This is a genomic window from uncultured Bifidobacterium sp., assembly GCF_959020155.1.
Lineage (GTDB): Bacteria > Actinomycetota > Actinomycetes > Actinomycetales > Bifidobacteriaceae > Bifidobacterium.
Genome location: NZ_CAUERC010000033.1, coordinates 1 through 16,447, shown reverse-complemented (window position 1 = coordinate 16,447; position 16,447 = coordinate 1). Strand labels below are relative to the sequence as shown.

Genomic DNA, 16,447 nt, shown 5'->3' with positions numbered 1-16,447 from the left:
GGGCTGTGACTTTCGGCTCAAAACCGGCACGGCGGAACAGCAGATCGGCAATGCGTCCGTCAATATCTTGTGGGCTGCCTAGGAGAAACGGGCAATGCTCCAGTGAGGAAAGGTCACCTGCGGCAATGGCGCGCTCGTCCGGCGCGGTTCTGACGGCATCGACTTGGCCATTCGCCGCGCCACCGGTAGCGGCCAAATCCATCCACAGTGATTGTGCGAGGACCAGCACCATGCGCTCGTTATAGAAATCCATAAGTTCGATGCCGGCCGGTTTCCCGGCGAAGTCCGCCACCGCCAGATCAAGATCGCCGTTCGCCAGCCATTGTTGAATCTGATCGTTGCGGCCCTCAATGAGTTCAACGATGATATTCGGGCAGTCACGTTGCATCGCCTTCACAATCGGCGGCATGATCGCCCGGCTACGCGTGTAAGCAACACCCACGCGCAGCACGCCGGCCCGATCGCCGGCGATGTCGCGCATTTCTTGGCCAAGTGCATCGCGATCGCGGCGGAATCGCTGCGCATATCGCGCGAACACCGTGCCGGCATAGGTCAATTCGAGCGGCACATGGCGTACGAAAAGCGTGCATCCGAGCTCCCGCTCCAGGGCGGCGATGTTCGCACTCAGCGTCTGCTGCGTGATCCCCAACCGTTTCGCCGCCTTGCTGAAGCTATGTTCCGAGGCCACGGCGGCGAAGTATTCGATGCTGAGAAAGTTCATGGCGATACTCCCGTGTGTATGGCGTTTGCGTGGTGTGTGTATGACGTGTCGTGGCGCGAATCAATGCCACAGTATTAAACCTGTAATAGATATCAGTTTAGTCTGTATTTCTCCTGTTATCTTAGGTCATGGCTCGTGCGAATAGCGTTGATGTTTGCGACTGCGGGTCATGAGATGGAATCTGAGATGAGGCTGTAGCCGGAAGAGGAGAGGATCGCATGCTGGAAGCGGGCACGATGTTGCTGTTCTGTGCGGTGCTGTTTGCCGGCGTCGCCCTCGGCTGGTCGATTATTCCCGCGCTGTTCGTTGGTGTGCTGCTGTTCATGGGGTATGGGCTGGTTCGCCGGTGCTCGTTGCGCGCGATGGCGAGCCGTGCGGCCGGCAGCGTACGGTCCGCGGGGACCGTGGTGGTGGCCTTCGTGCTCATCGGCGTACTGACCTCGCTGTGGCGGGCCAGCGGGACCATCGCCTTCATCGTGGCCCATTCGACCGCGGTGATTCACGCCGCCACGGTGATTCCGCTGTCGTTTCTACTGTGCTCGGCGATGTCGGTGCTGGTCGGGTCGTCGTTCGCCAGTGCGGCGACTATGGGCACCATCTGCATGTCGTTGGGATTGTCGATGCAGGCGAACCCGGTGATGCTCGGTGGCGCGATTCTTGCGGGCGTCTATGTGGGCGATCGTTGTTCGCCGGTTTCCACCAGTGCCTTGCTGGTCAAACAGCTTACGCATACGAACCTGTTCAATACTATTGCCCGCATGCTGCGCACGGGTGCGGTGCCGTTTGTGCTGAGTTGTGTGGTATACGTTGCGGCTGCGGTGGTGGAGTGGCTGTGCGCGAGCGGTGGTTCCGGATTTGGTGCGGCTAGTGCGGCTGCTACGGCTGGCTCGGCTGGCTCGGCTAGAGCGGCTGTTTCAACCAACGCAAGCAGCATAACCGATATCGGCGGATTGTTCTCATCGGCCTTCGATTTGCATTGGCTTACCCTAGTTCCAGCATTACTGGTCATCGTGTTGGCGTTGCTGCGTGTGGATGTTCGGCTGCTTATGCTCGCCAGCATTGCCGCCTCGGTCGCGGTATGCGTGGGCGTGCAGCACATGGAATGGGCAGAACTGTTGCGGCTGCTTATTTTCGGTTACCATGCGCAAAATCCGCAGGTGGCCGCACTCCTGGACGGCGGCGGCATCCTCTCCATGCTCACTGTGATGGCCACTGTCTGTATCTCCTCCGCCTACGCCGGCATTTTTGCCGAGACGCGGATGCTTGCTCGGCTGCAGCAGGTCATCGAGATGCTCGGTCATCGCATCGGCGCATGTGGTGCCACCATGATTACCGCGACTTGCGCGGCGGCGCTCGCCTGCAACCAAACCCTCACCATCATGCTCACTCACCAGTTGTGCGGTGGGCTGTACGGCGACGACGAATCCGAACGCTCCGCACAAGCTATCGATTTGGAAGACAGTGCCGTGGTGATCGCTCCGCTGATTCCTTGGTCGATCGCCGGTGCCGTGCCGCTTGCCACCATCAACGCGCCCACACTCAGCCTGGCCGCCGCGACCTTCCTCTACCTGCTGCCGCTCTCGCGGATGCTCGCCTCGGCTGTACGCCGCCGCTCGGGATTTCGGACTCGGCATCGATCCCAAAATCAAAACCCGGGACTCGCCATCCCACACCGGCCCAAACCCATGCTCCACATGTTCGCTCATGGTTTCCATCCTAAGTCGGGCGATTGAGCGCACGAGGCAATCAGGCCGAGAACTGTTTGCCGAATTCCGAGAAGAGCTGACGGCGGGCGAAGACGAGCAGGCCGAGCAGCACCAGCAGGGAGACCAGCCCGCTGACCATCACCAGTACATCCCACGGAGCCCAGCCGAGCGGAATGAACGTCAGAGGCATCAGACCAGCGACGATGTCGAACGCCAGATACTTGGCGTACTCGTCAATGGCCTTGGCCCGCAGCACGATAAGCAGCACCACGTCAAAGACCAGCGAAACCAGACACGTGATCGGTATGACGAACATGGTGACGACATGATTCATCGTCGCCACAAACCAGACCAGCGCAATCGCCAGCATGATATAGAAATATCGAAACATGAGGCGAAGCGGCCGCGGCACGTGCAGAATCGCACTATTGATGAACAGCACGCTGATGATCAGCGCGGCCGCCGATGCACTGGCAATCGGTATCGGCCACGAAAACAGATAGCTGAAGAAGCCATGCAGCAGCAAAATCGCGCCGGTTACAAACGTGATGATTTCCACCGCCAAACGCCTCGGACGCAGATAGATCTGCTGCGCGGGGAATGCGGCGGGGGAGGCCTCGCCGCGCAATTCGTTCTGGCAGAGCGGGCAACGGGCCATATCGCCGGTGAAATCGACGGTGCAGGCATCGCAATGCTTCATGCCGACGCTCCTTTCTCCACATGCACGCCAGCGATGTTCATACGGCCGCTGATGCCCTGCGCGGCGAGAATCCGACACAGGTTCTTGATGACGTTCAGATCATGGTAGATGGTGGAGATGCCGATGCTCAGGTCGTCGCCGAACGAGCAGACCGTGAAATTCAGGCTGGCCGGTGTGGTGAGGAAGCTCACCGAACGTACATGGCGCGCGAGTCGTTCGTCCAAGGTGACTCGGCCAAGGTTCGAGACGGTGGTCGTGGTCTCGCGGTCGGCGATGAACCGGGCCAGCTCCAGCACCCAGTCCTTGGCAGGGGAGGGCGCAAGACGCAGCACCGGATTCTTTTCCAGCGCAATCATGCGGTTCATATGCGATTCGACGCGCTCGCGACTGGTGGCATGGCCGAGCTGCTCCTGCACATGGCGGGCGATGTCGGCCAACGGCTCATCGGTCAGCAATCCACCCATACCGTTGCCGTGCGCGGTGCGGGCGGCGGACTGCTGGCCGTCGCCGGCTGCGTCTGGGCTTGTTGCGGAAGTTTTCGCGGAGTCCTCATCGGCTTCGATTTCGGCCGGCGTGTACGCCACGTAAGTCATGCCGTAGAAGTTGCGCACGGTCTCCGACCTGAAGAAGGCGCGCAAGTCGACCGGAATATCCACGCGAATCGCGCGATTGCGGGCGCGCGAGGGCATGACGTCGCGAATCGCGCACAGTATCGCGGCGATGAGGTAGGAGGTGAGACTCACTCCGCACTGATGCGCTGCACCAAGCACCTTGCTGGCGCTGACGTGGTATTCCATGAACGTAGGCGCGGCCCGGTCGATGGGGCCGGCCAGCCGGTAGATCTTCGTGCCTGGCGCAGCGCCGGCCTTGTCTTTCTCGTAGTATTTGTCGAAGCTGTTTTCGGCTTTGTCGCTATCCGAACCGTCGTAATCCGAAGGCACGCCCGGCACGTCGTATCGCTCGGCGATGTAGGCGTGCAGCAGCGACTTGAACAGGTTGATGGCGCCGCGACCGTCCGAAATGATGTGCGAGACCTCGAGATTGACACGATTGCGGAAATAGCTTACGCGGAACAGCATGCTTTTGGGCCCGTAATGCAGTCGCGAGCATATCGGCAGATGTTCCGGCTCCACCAGCGGCCGGCCGTCTGACTGTTCGAGGTAATGCCAGAACATGCCGTTGAGCAGGTGCACGTTGAAGCTCGGGAACTGGGCGATGGCATGGTCGAGCGCGTGCTGCAGGATGTCCGGATCGATGCCGTCCGCCAGCTCGGCCGAATAGCGGAACACGGTCTGCGAGGAGCGGCCAGCCTGGGAGGAGTAGAACTTGCCGATGTTGTCTAGTCGGTACCAAGTACGTCTTGCCACGCGTCGCCTCCCTCCGGTGCGTTGGCGGTGGTGCCGGTGCCGGGAGCTGGTTCCAGCGGTGTGCCGTCGAGGAAATGCTCGATGATTCGGTAGGTGGTGGCCACCAGTCCCACGGCCGACGTATTGAGCAGGTAGCCGTGGATGCCATCGTGAATTCGGTAACAGGAGACGTTGTCGTTCACCAATTGCAGGCGACGGGCGTACGCTTCGTCCTCGTCTCTGAGCGGGCAGTATTCGGCGGACAACACCAGCGTGCGCGGCTGATTGCTCAGGTCGTGCGCGGTGAGCGGCGCGAAATACGGATTGGTCAGATCGGCCACGGACGAACGGTACATGTCGATGTAGTCGGCCATGTCCTGTGCGGTGAGGATGTAGTCGGTGCCGTTGGTCCGCACCGATTCGAACGGGCTGGTCTCGGGATTGTAATCGTTGCCGACTACCGGGTAAAGCAGCATCTGCGTGCGCGGCATGAACTCGCCGCGGTCGCGGGCCATGAGCGAGACGGCGGCCGCAAGATTGCCGCCCGCGCTGTCGCCAAACAGCACGATGCTGTCGGGATCCGGTGCTGGGATTGTCTCAGATATATCGCCCCCGCCGGCGGGGGCTGTCGGCGAAGCCGACTGGGGGTGGTCAACGGCGGCAACAGTACCGCCACCCACCCCGGAAATCGGCAATTCCCCAGCAAACAGCTGCCGGGCTACCTCATAGCAATCCTCAACAGCAGTAGGGAAGCGGTATTCAGGAGCCAGCCGGTACTCGACTGAGATCACACGGCGTTGCAGACGTACGGCCATATGCGCGCAAGCCTGCGTGTACAGGTTGATGCCGCCTGTGGTCCAACCGCCACCGTGGAAAAACAGGATCGTGCCACGCGGCGTGACTGAGGGAAGTTCCGTGTTGGCATTGCCGGAAATACCGTCGGCGTTGCCGCTCGACGTGCTTTCCTTGATGAGTATTTTGGGTAGGACTTTGGGTAATACGGCGGGCAGAATCGCGGATATTGCCGAGGCCACGGGCGTGCCATTGGCGGAAGATTCCTCCAGGGCTTCGGGCAGGGGCGCTCCATAGGCGACCAGCGGCGTGAACACTCGCAATGGTACGGCATATCCATCCGCCATAGGCGCGAAGGCGTCCTCGACACGGCATTTCGGATTGTCGGGTGCCTGCTTGGCGATAAGCTCTTCCGCCACGCGCTGCAATTTGTACGACTTGCCCGCGTTGGGCTTGATGTAGCTGGCGGCCTTCATCGCGGCGAACAATGCCTCGTTGATCGGCATGACGACAGGTCCTTTCAGCGGCGGATTCGGTAGTGCGAACACCCCAACCTTAGCCCATGACCGGCATGAACAAAAAGGGAAGGAACCCGAGAGTTCCTTCCCTGTGTGCCGTATCAGACGCGATACGCGCCGATTATCAGGCGGCGAAGTATTCCACGCCGGCCTCGAAGATCGGCTGGTACTTGTTGCCGGGCACGTTGACGTACAGGCCGTTGCCGGAACGCTCCGAGTGACCCATCTTGCCAAACACGCGGCCGTCCGGGCTGGTGATGCCCTCGATGGCGAGCAGCGAGCCGTTCGGGTTCACATCCAGGTCCATGCCGGGGGTGCCGGTCTCGTCCACGTACTGCGTGGCGATCTGGCCGTTGGCCCTGAGCTGGGCGAGCACCTCGTCGGAGGCCACGAAGCGGCCCTCGCCGTGGGAGATGGCCACGGTGTGAATGTCGCCGACCGAAGTCTTGGACAGCCACGGGGAGAGGTCGGAGGCCACGCGCGTGCGGACCAGTCGGCTCTGGTGGCGGCCGATGGTGTTGAAGGTCAGCGTCGGGCAGGCGTCGGTCATCGGCACGATGTCGCCGTACGGCACCAGACCCAGCTTGACGAGCGCCTGGAAGCCGTTGCAGATGCCGAGCATCAGACCATCGCGGTTCTTCAGCAGGTCACGCACGGCCTCGGTGACGGCCGGCGCACGGAAGAACGCGGTGATGAACTTGGCGGAACCGTCCGGCTCGTCGCCGCCGGAGAAGCCGCCTGGGATCATCACGATCTGGCTCTTGTTGATCTCGTCGACCAACGCCTGCGTGGATTCGGCGACGGCGGCCGGCGTCAGGTTGTTGACGATCAGTGTGGTCACATCGGCGCCGGCACGCTCGAAGGCGGCGGCGGAATCGTACTCGCAGTTGTTGCCCGGGAACACCGGGATCACCACATGCGGCTTGGCCACGGAAGAGCCGACGTACACGGTCTTCTTCGGCGCGTGGAAGTCGATGGTCTCGACGGTCGCGCCCTTGTCCTCGCCCTTGGAACGGTACGGGAACACGGATTCGATGCCGGACTCCCAAGCTTCCTGCACAGCGTCCAGGTCCAGCGTCTCGCCGGCGGCCTTGAACACGTACTCGGAGGTGGTGGTGCCGATTTCGCCGATCTCGACCAAATTGGAGACGGCCGGAAGCTTGGCATCGTCCGCCAGCTCGACGATGAACGAACCGTATGCCGGGGTGAACAGGTCGTCCACGGCGATGCTGTTGTTCAGGGTCACGCCGATGCGGTTGCCGAGCGTCATCTTGAACAGGGCTTCGGCGGTGGCGCCATAGCCCGGCGTAGAGACGGCCAGGGCATCGTGGAAGTCGGTGAGCTCCTCGATCACGGAGAACACCTCAAGCAGCGCATCCTTGTCCGGGGTCAGACCGTCGGCCAGGTAGCGCGGCGCGATGCGTACGATACGGTGATCGGCGTCCTTGAATTCAGGGGAGGTGGCGCGCTTCATGTTGCCCACGGCCACGGCGAAGGAGATCAGCGTCGGCGGCACGTCGAGATCCTCGAACGAACCGGACATGGAGTCCTTGCCGCCGATGGCGCCGGCGCCCAGGTCCACCTGGGCCATCAGCGCGCCGAGTACGGCGGCCGCCGGCTTGCCCCAGCGTTCCGGCTCGTCGCGCAGCTTCTCGAAGTACTCCTGGAAGCTCAGGTAGGCCTTCTCATGCTCGAAGCCGGCCGCGACCAGCTTGGCCAGCGACTCGACCACGGACAGGTAGGCGCCGGTGAACTGGTTCTTGGACATGATGTACGGGTTGAAGCCCCACGCCATCGCCGAAGCGGTGGTGGTCTCGCCGAACACCGGCAGCTTGGCGACCATGGCCATGTTCGGGGTGAGCTGACGCTTGCCGCCGAACGGCATGAGCACGGTGCCCGCGCCGATGGTGGAGTCGAAGCGCTCCGAAAGGCCCTTGTTGGAGGCCACGTTGATGTCGGTGACCAGCTTGTTCATGCGTTCGGCCAGCGTGCCCTCGCCCCACGGGGTCTCGTAGGACTGCTGTTCCTCGACATGCACGGTCTGGTGCTTGGAAGCGCCGTTGGAGGCCAGGAACTCACGGGACAGATTCACGATCTTGTCGCCGTTCCAGGTCATCACCATGCGCGGGTCCTCGGTCACGGTGGCAATCACCGTGGCTTCGAGGTTCTCTTCGCGGGCGTAGGCCAGGAACTCGTCCACGTCCTCGGCGGCCACGTCCACGGCCATGCGCTCCTGGGATTCGGAGATGGCCAGCTCGGTGCCGTCCAGGCCCTCGTATTTCTTGGGCACGGTGTTGAGGTCCACGAACAGGCCGTCGGCCAACTCGCCGACCGCCACGGACACGCCACCCGCGCCGAAGTCGTTGCAGCGCTTGATCAGACGGCAGGCATCGCCGCGGCGGAACAGACGCTGCAGCTTGCGCTCCACCGGAGCGTTACCCTTCTGCACTTCGGCGCCGTCGAGTTCGAGCGATTCCACGTTATGCGCCTTGGACGAACCGGTGGCGCCGCCGATGCCGTCACGGCCGGTGCGGCCGCCCAGCAGGATGATTTTGTCGCCAGGGGCCGGGGTTTCGCGGCGCACATGGTCGGCCGGGGTGGCGGCCACGACCGCACCCACCTCCATGCGCTTGGCCACGTAGCCGGGGTGGTAGATCTCGTCGACCTGACCGGTGGCCAGACCGATCTGGTTGCCGTAGGAGCTGTAGCCGGCGGCGGCGGTGGTCACGAGCTTGCGCTGGGGGAGCTTGCCTTCCAGCGTCTCGGAGACCGGCACGGTCGGGTCCGCGGCGCCGGTGACGCGCATCGCCTGATACACGTAGGAGCGGCCGGACAGAGGATCGCGGATGCAGCCGCCGATGCAGGTGGCCGCGCCACCGAACGGTTCGATTTCGGTGGGGTGGTTGTGGGTCTCGTTCTTGAACAGGAACAGCCAGTCCTCGTCGTGGCCGTTCACGTCAACCTTGACCTTGACGGTGCAGGCGTTGATTTCCTCGGACTCGTCAAGGCCGGTCAGGACACCGTTCTTCTTGAGCCACTTGGCGCCGATGGTGCCCATGTCCATGAGGCAGACGGGCTTGGCGTCACGGCCGAGCTCGTGGCGCATCGCCAGGTAACGCTCGAAGGCGGCCTTGACGGTGGCGTCATCGATGGTCACTTCGTCCAGCTCGGTGCCGAACGTGGTGTGACGGCAGTGGTCGGACCAGTAGGTGTCGATCACCTTGATTTCGGTGATGGTGGGCTCGCGGCTCTCCTCGCTGAAGTACTTCTGGCAGAATTCGAGGTCGGCCAGATCCATGGCCAGACCGCGCTCGTCGATGAACTTCTGGCCGGCTTCGGCGTCCATCTCGTTGAAACCGGCGATGGTCTCGACCTTGCCGGGCACCGGCACCTGGGTCTTCAGGGTTTCCTTGGTCTCCAGGCTGGCCTCGCGGGCCTCGACCGGGTTGATCACGTAATGCTTGATGGTGTCCACGTCGGCGTCGGTCAGGTCGCCTTCCAGCGCGTACAGCTTGGCGGAGCGGACGGTCGGGCGCTCGCCCTGGGAGATGAGCTGGATGCATTCGGCGGCGGAGTCGGCGCGCTGGTCGAACTGGCCGGGCAGGAACTCGGTGGCGAAGACCTTGGCGCCGGCGAAGTCGGGCAGGTCGTAGGCCACATTGTCCACCTGAGGCTCGCTGAACACGGTGGGCACGGTCTGGTCGAACAGCTCCTGGGAGATGCCTTCGACGTCATAGCGGTTCACGATGCGCAGGGCCTTGAGGCCGGTCAGTCCGAGGATCGTGCGCAGTTCGCCCGCAAGCTGCTGGGCTTCGACATCAAAGCCGGGCTTCTTTTCCACGTACACGCGAAAAACCATGGAAATCCTTTCTTGAAATTAAAGACAATTGGCTCCCCTCGAGAGGGGAGCCAGATAATGCATTACTCGGCGACTTCGATGCCTTCGGACTTGGCGAGTTCGGCGAGGCGCTCCTCGATCTCTTCGTAGGCCGGGATGATGCTGCCGAGACCACGGCGGAACAGGTCCTTGTCAAGGTGCTCGACCTTGCCGGAGTGGTCCTTCTGGTCCCACAGACGGCAGGAATCCGGGGTGATCTCGTCGGCCAACAGCAGCGTGCCGTCGGTGGCGCGGCCCATTTCGATCTTGAAGTCGACCAGCTTGACGTCGATCTTGGCGAAGATCTCGATCAGGGCCTCGTTAATCTTGCGGGCCAGCGGGGCGATCTCGGCGAGATCCTCGCGAGTGCATACGCCGAGGGCCACCAGGTCATCGTCGTTGACGAACGGATCGTGCAGATCATCGTTCTTCAGGAAGTACTCAAGTACCGGCTCCTTGAGCGGCAGGCCTTCCTCCACGCCCAGACGGGAGCAGAAGTGGCCGGCGGCCACGTTGCGCAGCACGATCTCCAACGGGAACATGTTCACCTTGCGCACCAGCTGGCCGGTGTCGTCCACTCGCTTGATAAGGTGGCTGTCGATGCCGCGCTTCTTGAGCAGGTCGAAGATGATGGTGGTGATGAGGTTGTTCAGACGGCCCTTGCCGGTGAAGTCTTCCTTCTTTTCACCATCGCCAGCGGTGGCGGTGTTCTTGTATTCGACCCACAGAACCTCGGGATCGTCGGTTGCGTACAGTTGCTTGGCCTTGCCCTCGTAGAGCTTTTCCAGCTTCTCCATGACTCACCTTTCAGGAGTGGAATTTCTGGGTGAACTAACGGTAAAAGGGTACCAATCGAGGGCTACAACAACACTCAGCATGACGCTACGATGCGGCCGGCGCATCATACGTCGCTGCATCGAACGGCCATACGCTGTTGGGATGGCGGAGGCGGCCGTCATTGGCCAGTACGATCAGCTCGTCTCCGGTCGTGTAGCCTTCCGGCATGAAGGTATCTGCAGAAGCGCGTGTGAATACTCAGATGTTCGTCAATAGACGAAACATGACTCTTCGGCCATATACACACGATAATGGGAGTGACGAAATGGTACAAGGAGGTTCGTCATGATCGATCATCCACGACCCGGACGGCAATAATATTGAGGCCATGCTGAGCTGATCAGGCCGTGGACTACTCCACGGTAATCGTCAACGCATCGGCCACGAGGCCGGCCTTGGCACGGGCGTCGGCTTCGGACTCGCCGACGGCCAGTGCCACGGCCATGCGGCGGTGGCCATGCACTTCGGGCTTGGCAAAAATGCGCAGGTCCGTGCCGGGTTCGGCCAGAGCAGCGGCCACATCGGTGAACTCGACCTCACCGTCGCCGGCCACCACAATCGCATGGCTTGCCGCCACCGAGCCGGCCGGAATCGTGAGCGACACATGCTCGGGGGTGATCGGCAGGCCGAGAATCGCGCGGGCGTGCAGCGCGAACTCGCTCAGACGCTGGGAGGCCATTGTCACCATACCGGTATCGTGCGGACGGGGGGAGACCTCGTTGAACAGAATCGAGCCGTCGGTGAGCACGAACAGTTCCACGCCGAATACGCCCCAACCGGTTTCGCCGGCCGCCTGAGCCTTGGCCACCAAGCCTTCAACGGCGGTACGTGCGATGTCGCGCGCCCGCTCGGCCTCACCATCGGGTTCGGTAGCCGGCTGCCAGGACTCGCGGTAATCGCCGGACTCCTGACGTTGGCCGATCGGCGCGCACGTCACAATACCGGCGGACGAAGAAACAGTCAGTACCGTCAGCTCACGCTCCAGCGGAGCAAGCGCCTCAACGATCACGCGCGACACATCGCCCTCATCGGCGGCGCGGCGGCCCTCCTGCGCTTCGGTCCAAGCGGCATCGATGGCGTCGGCGGAACGCACCACCGACTGGCCGTGACCAGACGAGCTCATCACCGGCTTGACCACGCACGGATAGCCGACTTCCGAAGCTCCGGCGCGCAGCTCTTCCAGCGAGCCGGCAAAACGATACGGTGTAGTCGGCAAGCCCAATTCTTCGTGGGCCAGTACGCGCAGGCGCTCGCGGTCCATGCAAATCGCGGCGATTTCGGCGCTCGGCACCACCTGGGCGCCCGCGGCCGCAGTACCGGCCAGCACATCGGTGGCGATGGCCTCTACCTCGGGCACGATGATGTCCGGCTTGATTTCATCGAACAATGCCTGCAATTCGGCGGCATTCGCCATATCCAACGCGCGATATTCATGCGCCACCTGCTGGGCCGGAGCGCCGGCATACGAGTCAGCGGCGCACACCCACGCGCCCAGTCGCATGAGCTCGATGGCCACTTCCTTGCCCAGCTCACCAGCGCCCAAAAACAGCACGCGGGTGGGGTGCTTGCCCAGCGGTGTGCCCAGCGGGCGGTTGGCTGCGCGAGTTGCGGGGGAGACGGCGGAAGTCTCGGCGGGAATTGCGGGAGAGGAGGTGGAAGTCACGGCAGTATTTACGGCGTTCTCAGTCATACCCACATTCTGCCATGCCGCGATGATTTCGCCTATGCGGGGCTCGAATTCGGCGGCGTGCGCTGCGGAGCGCGTGATTCAATATTGGGCAAAATGCGGCAGCCCATACCATTTCATACGCGTTCAGGCAGCGCGGCCGACGCCATTGCAGCGCGGTGGTTTAGGATGAGGCAATGCGCGAAAACGGGATTGAAGAGAGCATTGATCGTCCGCTGACTATCGCTCTTGTGGTCGATACGGTGGGCAATCAGGGCAACGGCACCTCCAATTCGGCCTTGCAATGGGCTGCAGAATTGGAGCGGCAAGGCCATCATGTGAGGCTTGTCGGTATAGGGGCGCCCGAATATCCGGCGCGCGTGAATAGGGTGCCGCTCGTCTCGTGGGTGGCCGCCAAGCAGCTCATGCAATTCGCCGAACCCAGCGACACGTTGTTCCGCACCGCCTTTCAAGGCGTGGATGTGGTGCATATCTATATGCCGTTCAAATTCGGCCGTCGTGCCGCTAAAGTCGCCCACCAAATGGGCATTCCCGTGACTGCCGGATTCCACCTGCAGCCGGAGAACGTGCTGTATTCGGCCGGCCCTCTACGTCGCATTCCCGGTATTTCCAGCTTCCTGTACTGGCTGTTCAAGCACTGGCTGTACAAGCACATTGACCACATCCATGTGCCCACCGAAATGACCGCGAGCCTGTTGCGCGCGCACGGGTATAAAGCCAAGTTGCACGTGATTTCCAATGGTTATTCACCGGTGTATTCGCCGAAGAAGCCGGCCGATCCGGATGCCTCGGCTCCCGTGCCGTTCCGCGTCATCGCTTCCGGCCGACTGGCTAGCGAGAAAGATCAGATTACGCTGATCAAGGCGGTGTCGATGTCCCGGCACGCCGGCGATATTCAGCTGGTGATCGCCGGTACTGGGCCGCTCAAGCAGTATCTCAAGTTCCGCGCCGGGCGTTTGCTGGCGCGCAAGGCCGATATCGGATTCCACAAGCACGCCGATATGCCCGATTTGTTGCGTTCGGGCGATTTGTTCGTGCATTGTTCGATTGCCGACATCGAATCGGTGAGCGTGATCGAGGCGATGGCGTGCGGATTGGTGCCGGTGATCGCCGCGTCCGAACTGTCGGCGGCCAGCCAGTTCGCGCTGATCGACGAGTCGTTGTTCCCCGTGCGGGACGCGGCCCTGCTGGCCCGACGCATCGATTGGTGGATTGCACATCAGGCCGAGCGCGCCGAATGGGGCGAAAAATACGCCGAATACACCAAGGCGCATTATTCCGTGGAAGCCTCGGTCCACAAGTTCGTGGATATGGAACGCAAGGCGATAGGGGAGTAGGAGCCTTCTCGTTTGCGGAGAGGTCTTTCCCTCAGTCCGCCTGCGGCGGCCAGCTCCCTCATCAGAGGGAGCTACGAAAAAACCTCCCTCTGATGAGGGAGGTGGCATCGCGAAGCGATGACGGAGGGAGAGATTAGCGAAGGGTTTTACAACAACTCAATAAGCTGATCGACCTCTTCATGCGTGGTGGCCCAGCTGGTGCAGATGCGCATCACGGTATGCGTGTCGTCGGCCTTCTCGGTAAAGCCGAGCTTGACCTCGCGCTCCAGACGGTCGATAGTCGGCTGATCCATCGTCACGAAAATCTGGTTGGTGGGCGCTTCGAAAGTGAGCGTGTAGCCCTTGGCGCGCAGGGCCTCGCGAATACGATCGGCCGCCTCATTGGCGTTGCGGGCGATCTTGAAATACAGGTTGTCAGTGAACAAAGCGTCAAACTGCGCGCCCAGCACAAAGCCCTTGGCCAGCAAGGCACCGTGCTGCTTGATGAGGGTCAAGAAGTGCTTCGGCGTGTTGTGCTTGGTAAACACCACGGCCTCGCCGAACAGGGCACCCACCTTGGTGCCGCCGATGTAGAACACGTCGGCGATGGTCGCCAGATCCGCGAGCGTCATGTCTGAACCGGTGGCGGTCAGCGCGTAGCCGAGTCGCGCGCCATCCACGAACAGCGGCATGTCGTACTTGTGCGCCACATCGGCGATGGCCTGCAACTCGGCCTTGGAGTAGATGGTGCCATATTCGGTGCTTTGCGAGACGTACACGGAGCCCGGGAACACCATGTGCTCGTAGTTGCCGTCCGCATAGAAGGTCTTGCAGAACTCGTCCAGTTCGGTCGGGTCCATTTTGCCGTTGTGCTGGGGAATCGTGAGCACCTTGTGCCCGGAGAACTCGATGGCGCCGGCCTCGTGCACGTTCGGATGGCCGGAGGCGACCGCGACCACGCCTGCATACGCCGGGGTGATGGTGTCGATGACGACCTGGTTGGTCTGCGTGCCGCCGACGAGGAACCACACATCCGCGTCCGGCTGGCCGCAGGCCTCGCGGATCTTGGCCTTGGCCTGATCGCTCAGTTCGTCGGACCCGTAGCCCGAATACAGATGGTTGTTGGCTTCAGCCACGGCTTCAAGCACCGCGGGATGGGCGGCGCGGGAGTAATCGTTCTCAAAAGACAGCATGACGGACCTTTTGTCCTTATGTTCGGTGAATTGGATATGCCCTGAGTGTACAACGCGGTGGTTCCCGGCATGCCTATTTGGCCTATAACCCAGGAGCGGGGAATTCAGGGAGAAAAAACAAAACCCTTCCGCGAACGGAAGGGTTTTACTGGGGTGGCCAACGCGGCTCGAACGCGCGACCTTCTGAACCACAATCAGATGCTCTACCAACTGAGCTATGGCCACCATAGTGCCGCATTCAGCAAGCTGAATTCGCGCAACAGGTGAATACTATACACAACTTTGCGGATGTGTGCTCATCGGTGTGTCGCGATGGAATCAAGCGGTTGGTTTGCTGATGCAGCTGCTCGCTTCTCAGTACGTGTCCGTGCCGACTCAGTCCCTGTTCCTCAACGCCGTCAAGGTGGTGCTCTTCCCGATCGCCCTCGGTGTGATCTGCCACATGATCTTCGGCAAGAAGATCGAGAAGGTTACGGTCGCCCTGCCTATCGTTTCTCAGGTGGCTATTCTGCTTATCATCGGCGTGGTCGTTGCCGCCAACGGTCCGAAGCTGTTCGTGGCCAGCTCCCTGGTGGCCATCCCGGTGGTCATCCTGCACAACCTGTGCGGCTACTCGCTGGGCTTCGGCTTCTCCAAGCTGATGTACAAGATCTACCCGAAGGGCTTCCGCTACGCACAGCAGAAGGCCATCACCTTCGAAGTCGGCATGCAGGACTCCGCTCTGGGCGCAACCCTGGCCCTGACCTCCTTCGCAACCAACCCACTCGCTGCCGTGCCGTCCACCTTCTTCTCCGTGTGGCACAACATCTCCGGCTCCATCCTGTCCAGCTGGTGGCGCAACCACGATGACAAGCACGAGATCCACTGGGATTCCGACAATGGCGAGAAGGGCTCTGCCAAGAGCACCGTTTCAGCGGCCCACCCGTTCGACGCCGATAAGGCCGCCAAGGTCGCTGCCTGAAATCCTGAAATGGTGAGAAAGGTCGGGTAAGGCACGACTCCAGTCAGTCGGTCATCCACCTTTCCTACCTCGCATAACATAGCCGCTCCCGCTTACTCCCGATTGAGGTATCGGGCGTTTCGCGAGGGCGGTTTTGCTATAATTGGTAATGCAGAAAGCGGCAAGGTAATACGGCAAAGAGGCCGGGTCGCTAGAGGTTCCCATCGGATATGGAAGAGCACGAGGATGTGCTGGAAACAGATAACACAGAAGCGGATGTGGTGAAAAGAAACATAATGTAACCTCCTTGGCGGTGCCCCCGTGTGACATAGTCTCCGCGGGGGCACCTGCTGTGTGGCGTTCCCTTTTTGCGACGCATTCCCGGGAATATTGCGTTGGGAGAATAGTTGGGTGTGTGTTTTGCGACGCATTGGAATATTGCGTTGGGAGGAGAGGAAAAGTACGGGGGCGCAGGAGGTCCCCAAACCAGTGAGTTGTGGCTCGGCGCGTCGTTGTCCGGAGGAATCGTAATATAGATATTCGTGTGTGCCAACAGCACGCCTTATGTAACAGGCGAGCATGCTGGGATATCCTTCAAACCGCTGATCGCACGCAGTAATGCGCCGACGGGAGGGGCGAAGGCCATCGGGCCGGTGGACTGGGCTATCTTTTCCGATTCGTCGGGTGCCGCCAACAGGCGGATACCAAGCGAGTGTGCTGAAAAGTGTGGGTGCAGTGCGGCGGTCACACAAAAGCAAGAGAAACCACTGAATCGGAGAATTCAAGTTGCCTACTATTGAACAGCTCGTCCGTA

General features: G+C 61.5%; 10 protein-coding genes, 1 tRNA gene and 1 pseudogene. 3 read left to right on the top strand and 9 right to left on the bottom strand.

The genetic code is table 11. The annotated features are described in order from the left end of the window. A partial coding sequence (locus Q5H31_RS07305; RefSeq protein WP_302457631.1) for a LysR family transcriptional regulator occupies positions 1-721 on the bottom strand: 721 nt, incomplete at its 3' end. Positions 722-939: 218 nt separating this feature from the next. Between Q5H31_RS07305 and Q5H31_RS07300 the strand changes: the two genes are divergently transcribed. Beyond that, the gene (locus Q5H31_RS07300; protein WP_302457630.1) at positions 940-2,454 is read left to right on the top strand and encodes a Na+/H+ antiporter NhaC family protein; all 1,515 of its coding nucleotides are present in this window, start codon (positions 940-942) and stop codon (positions 2,452-2,454) included. 13 nt (positions 2,455-2,467) lie between these two features. Here the strand turns inward: Q5H31_RS07300 and Q5H31_RS07295 are convergent, their stop codons facing one another. The 6 genes from Q5H31_RS07295 to purT form a co-directional block, all read right to left on the bottom strand. Beyond that, complete coding sequence (locus tag Q5H31_RS07295) at positions 2,468-3,127, bottom strand: DUF6320 domain-containing protein (RefSeq protein ID WP_007056333.1); 660 nt, start codon at positions 3,125-3,127, stop codon at positions 2,468-2,470. Beyond that, the gene (locus Q5H31_RS07290) at positions 3,124-4,494 is read right to left on the bottom strand and encodes a hypothetical protein (protein ID WP_007051212.1); all 1,371 of its coding nucleotides are present in this window, start codon (positions 4,492-4,494) and stop codon (positions 3,124-3,126) included. Before Q5H31_RS07290 ends, Q5H31_RS07295 begins: the two co-directional genes overlap by 4 nt. Then, positions 4,467-5,771, bottom strand: a complete 1,305-nt coding sequence (locus Q5H31_RS07285; protein ID WP_032682458.1) for an alpha/beta hydrolase — start codon at positions 5,769-5,771, stop codon at positions 4,467-4,469. Before Q5H31_RS07285 ends, Q5H31_RS07290 begins: the two co-directional genes overlap by 28 nt. Positions 5,772-5,907: 136 nt before the next feature. Next, positions 5,908-9,642, bottom strand: a complete 3,735-nt coding sequence (locus Q5H31_RS07280; RefSeq protein WP_007053650.1) for a phosphoribosylformylglycinamidine synthase — start codon at positions 9,640-9,642, stop codon at positions 5,908-5,910. Positions 9,643-9,704: 62 nt separating this feature from the next. Beyond that, positions 9,705-10,457 (bottom strand): phosphoribosylaminoimidazolesuccinocarboxamide synthase, encoded by a 753-nt coding sequence (purC, locus tag Q5H31_RS07275; protein WP_007051209.1) that lies wholly within the window; start codon positions 10,455-10,457, stop codon positions 9,705-9,707. A 392-nt stretch (positions 10,458-10,849) separates the two neighbouring features. After that, positions 10,850-12,187 carry a formate-dependent phosphoribosylglycinamide formyltransferase gene (purT, locus tag Q5H31_RS07270; RefSeq protein ID WP_007053649.1) on the bottom strand — a complete coding sequence of 446 codons (1,338 nt, stop codon included), beginning with the start codon at positions 12,185-12,187 and terminating at the stop codon, positions 10,850-10,852. A 173-nt stretch (positions 12,188-12,360) separates the two neighbouring features. On the opposite strand from purT, the gene Q5H31_RS07265 reads away from it, so the two are divergent. After that, complete coding sequence (locus Q5H31_RS07265) at positions 12,361-13,521, top strand: glycosyltransferase (protein WP_007051205.1); 1,161 nt, start codon at positions 12,361-12,363, stop codon at positions 13,519-13,521. A gap of 146 nt (positions 13,522-13,667) precedes the next feature. On the opposite strand, the gene Q5H31_RS07260 is transcribed toward Q5H31_RS07265, so the two are convergent. Further along, on the bottom strand, positions 13,668-14,693 hold the full coding sequence (locus Q5H31_RS07260; RefSeq protein WP_007051204.1) for a low specificity L-threonine aldolase: 1,026 nt from the start codon (positions 14,691-14,693) through the stop codon (positions 13,668-13,670). 149 nt (positions 14,694-14,842) lie between these two features. Continuing rightward, a tRNA-His gene (locus Q5H31_RS07255) sits at positions 14,843-14,918 on the bottom strand. Positions 14,919-15,024: 106 nt separating this feature from the next. Here Q5H31_RS07255 and Q5H31_RS07250 point away from each other — a divergent pair. Next, positions 15,025-15,654: pseudogene (locus Q5H31_RS07250) on the top strand (bile acid:sodium symporter family protein); the annotation flags it as partial. Positions 15,655-16,447: the final 793 nt, after the last annotated feature.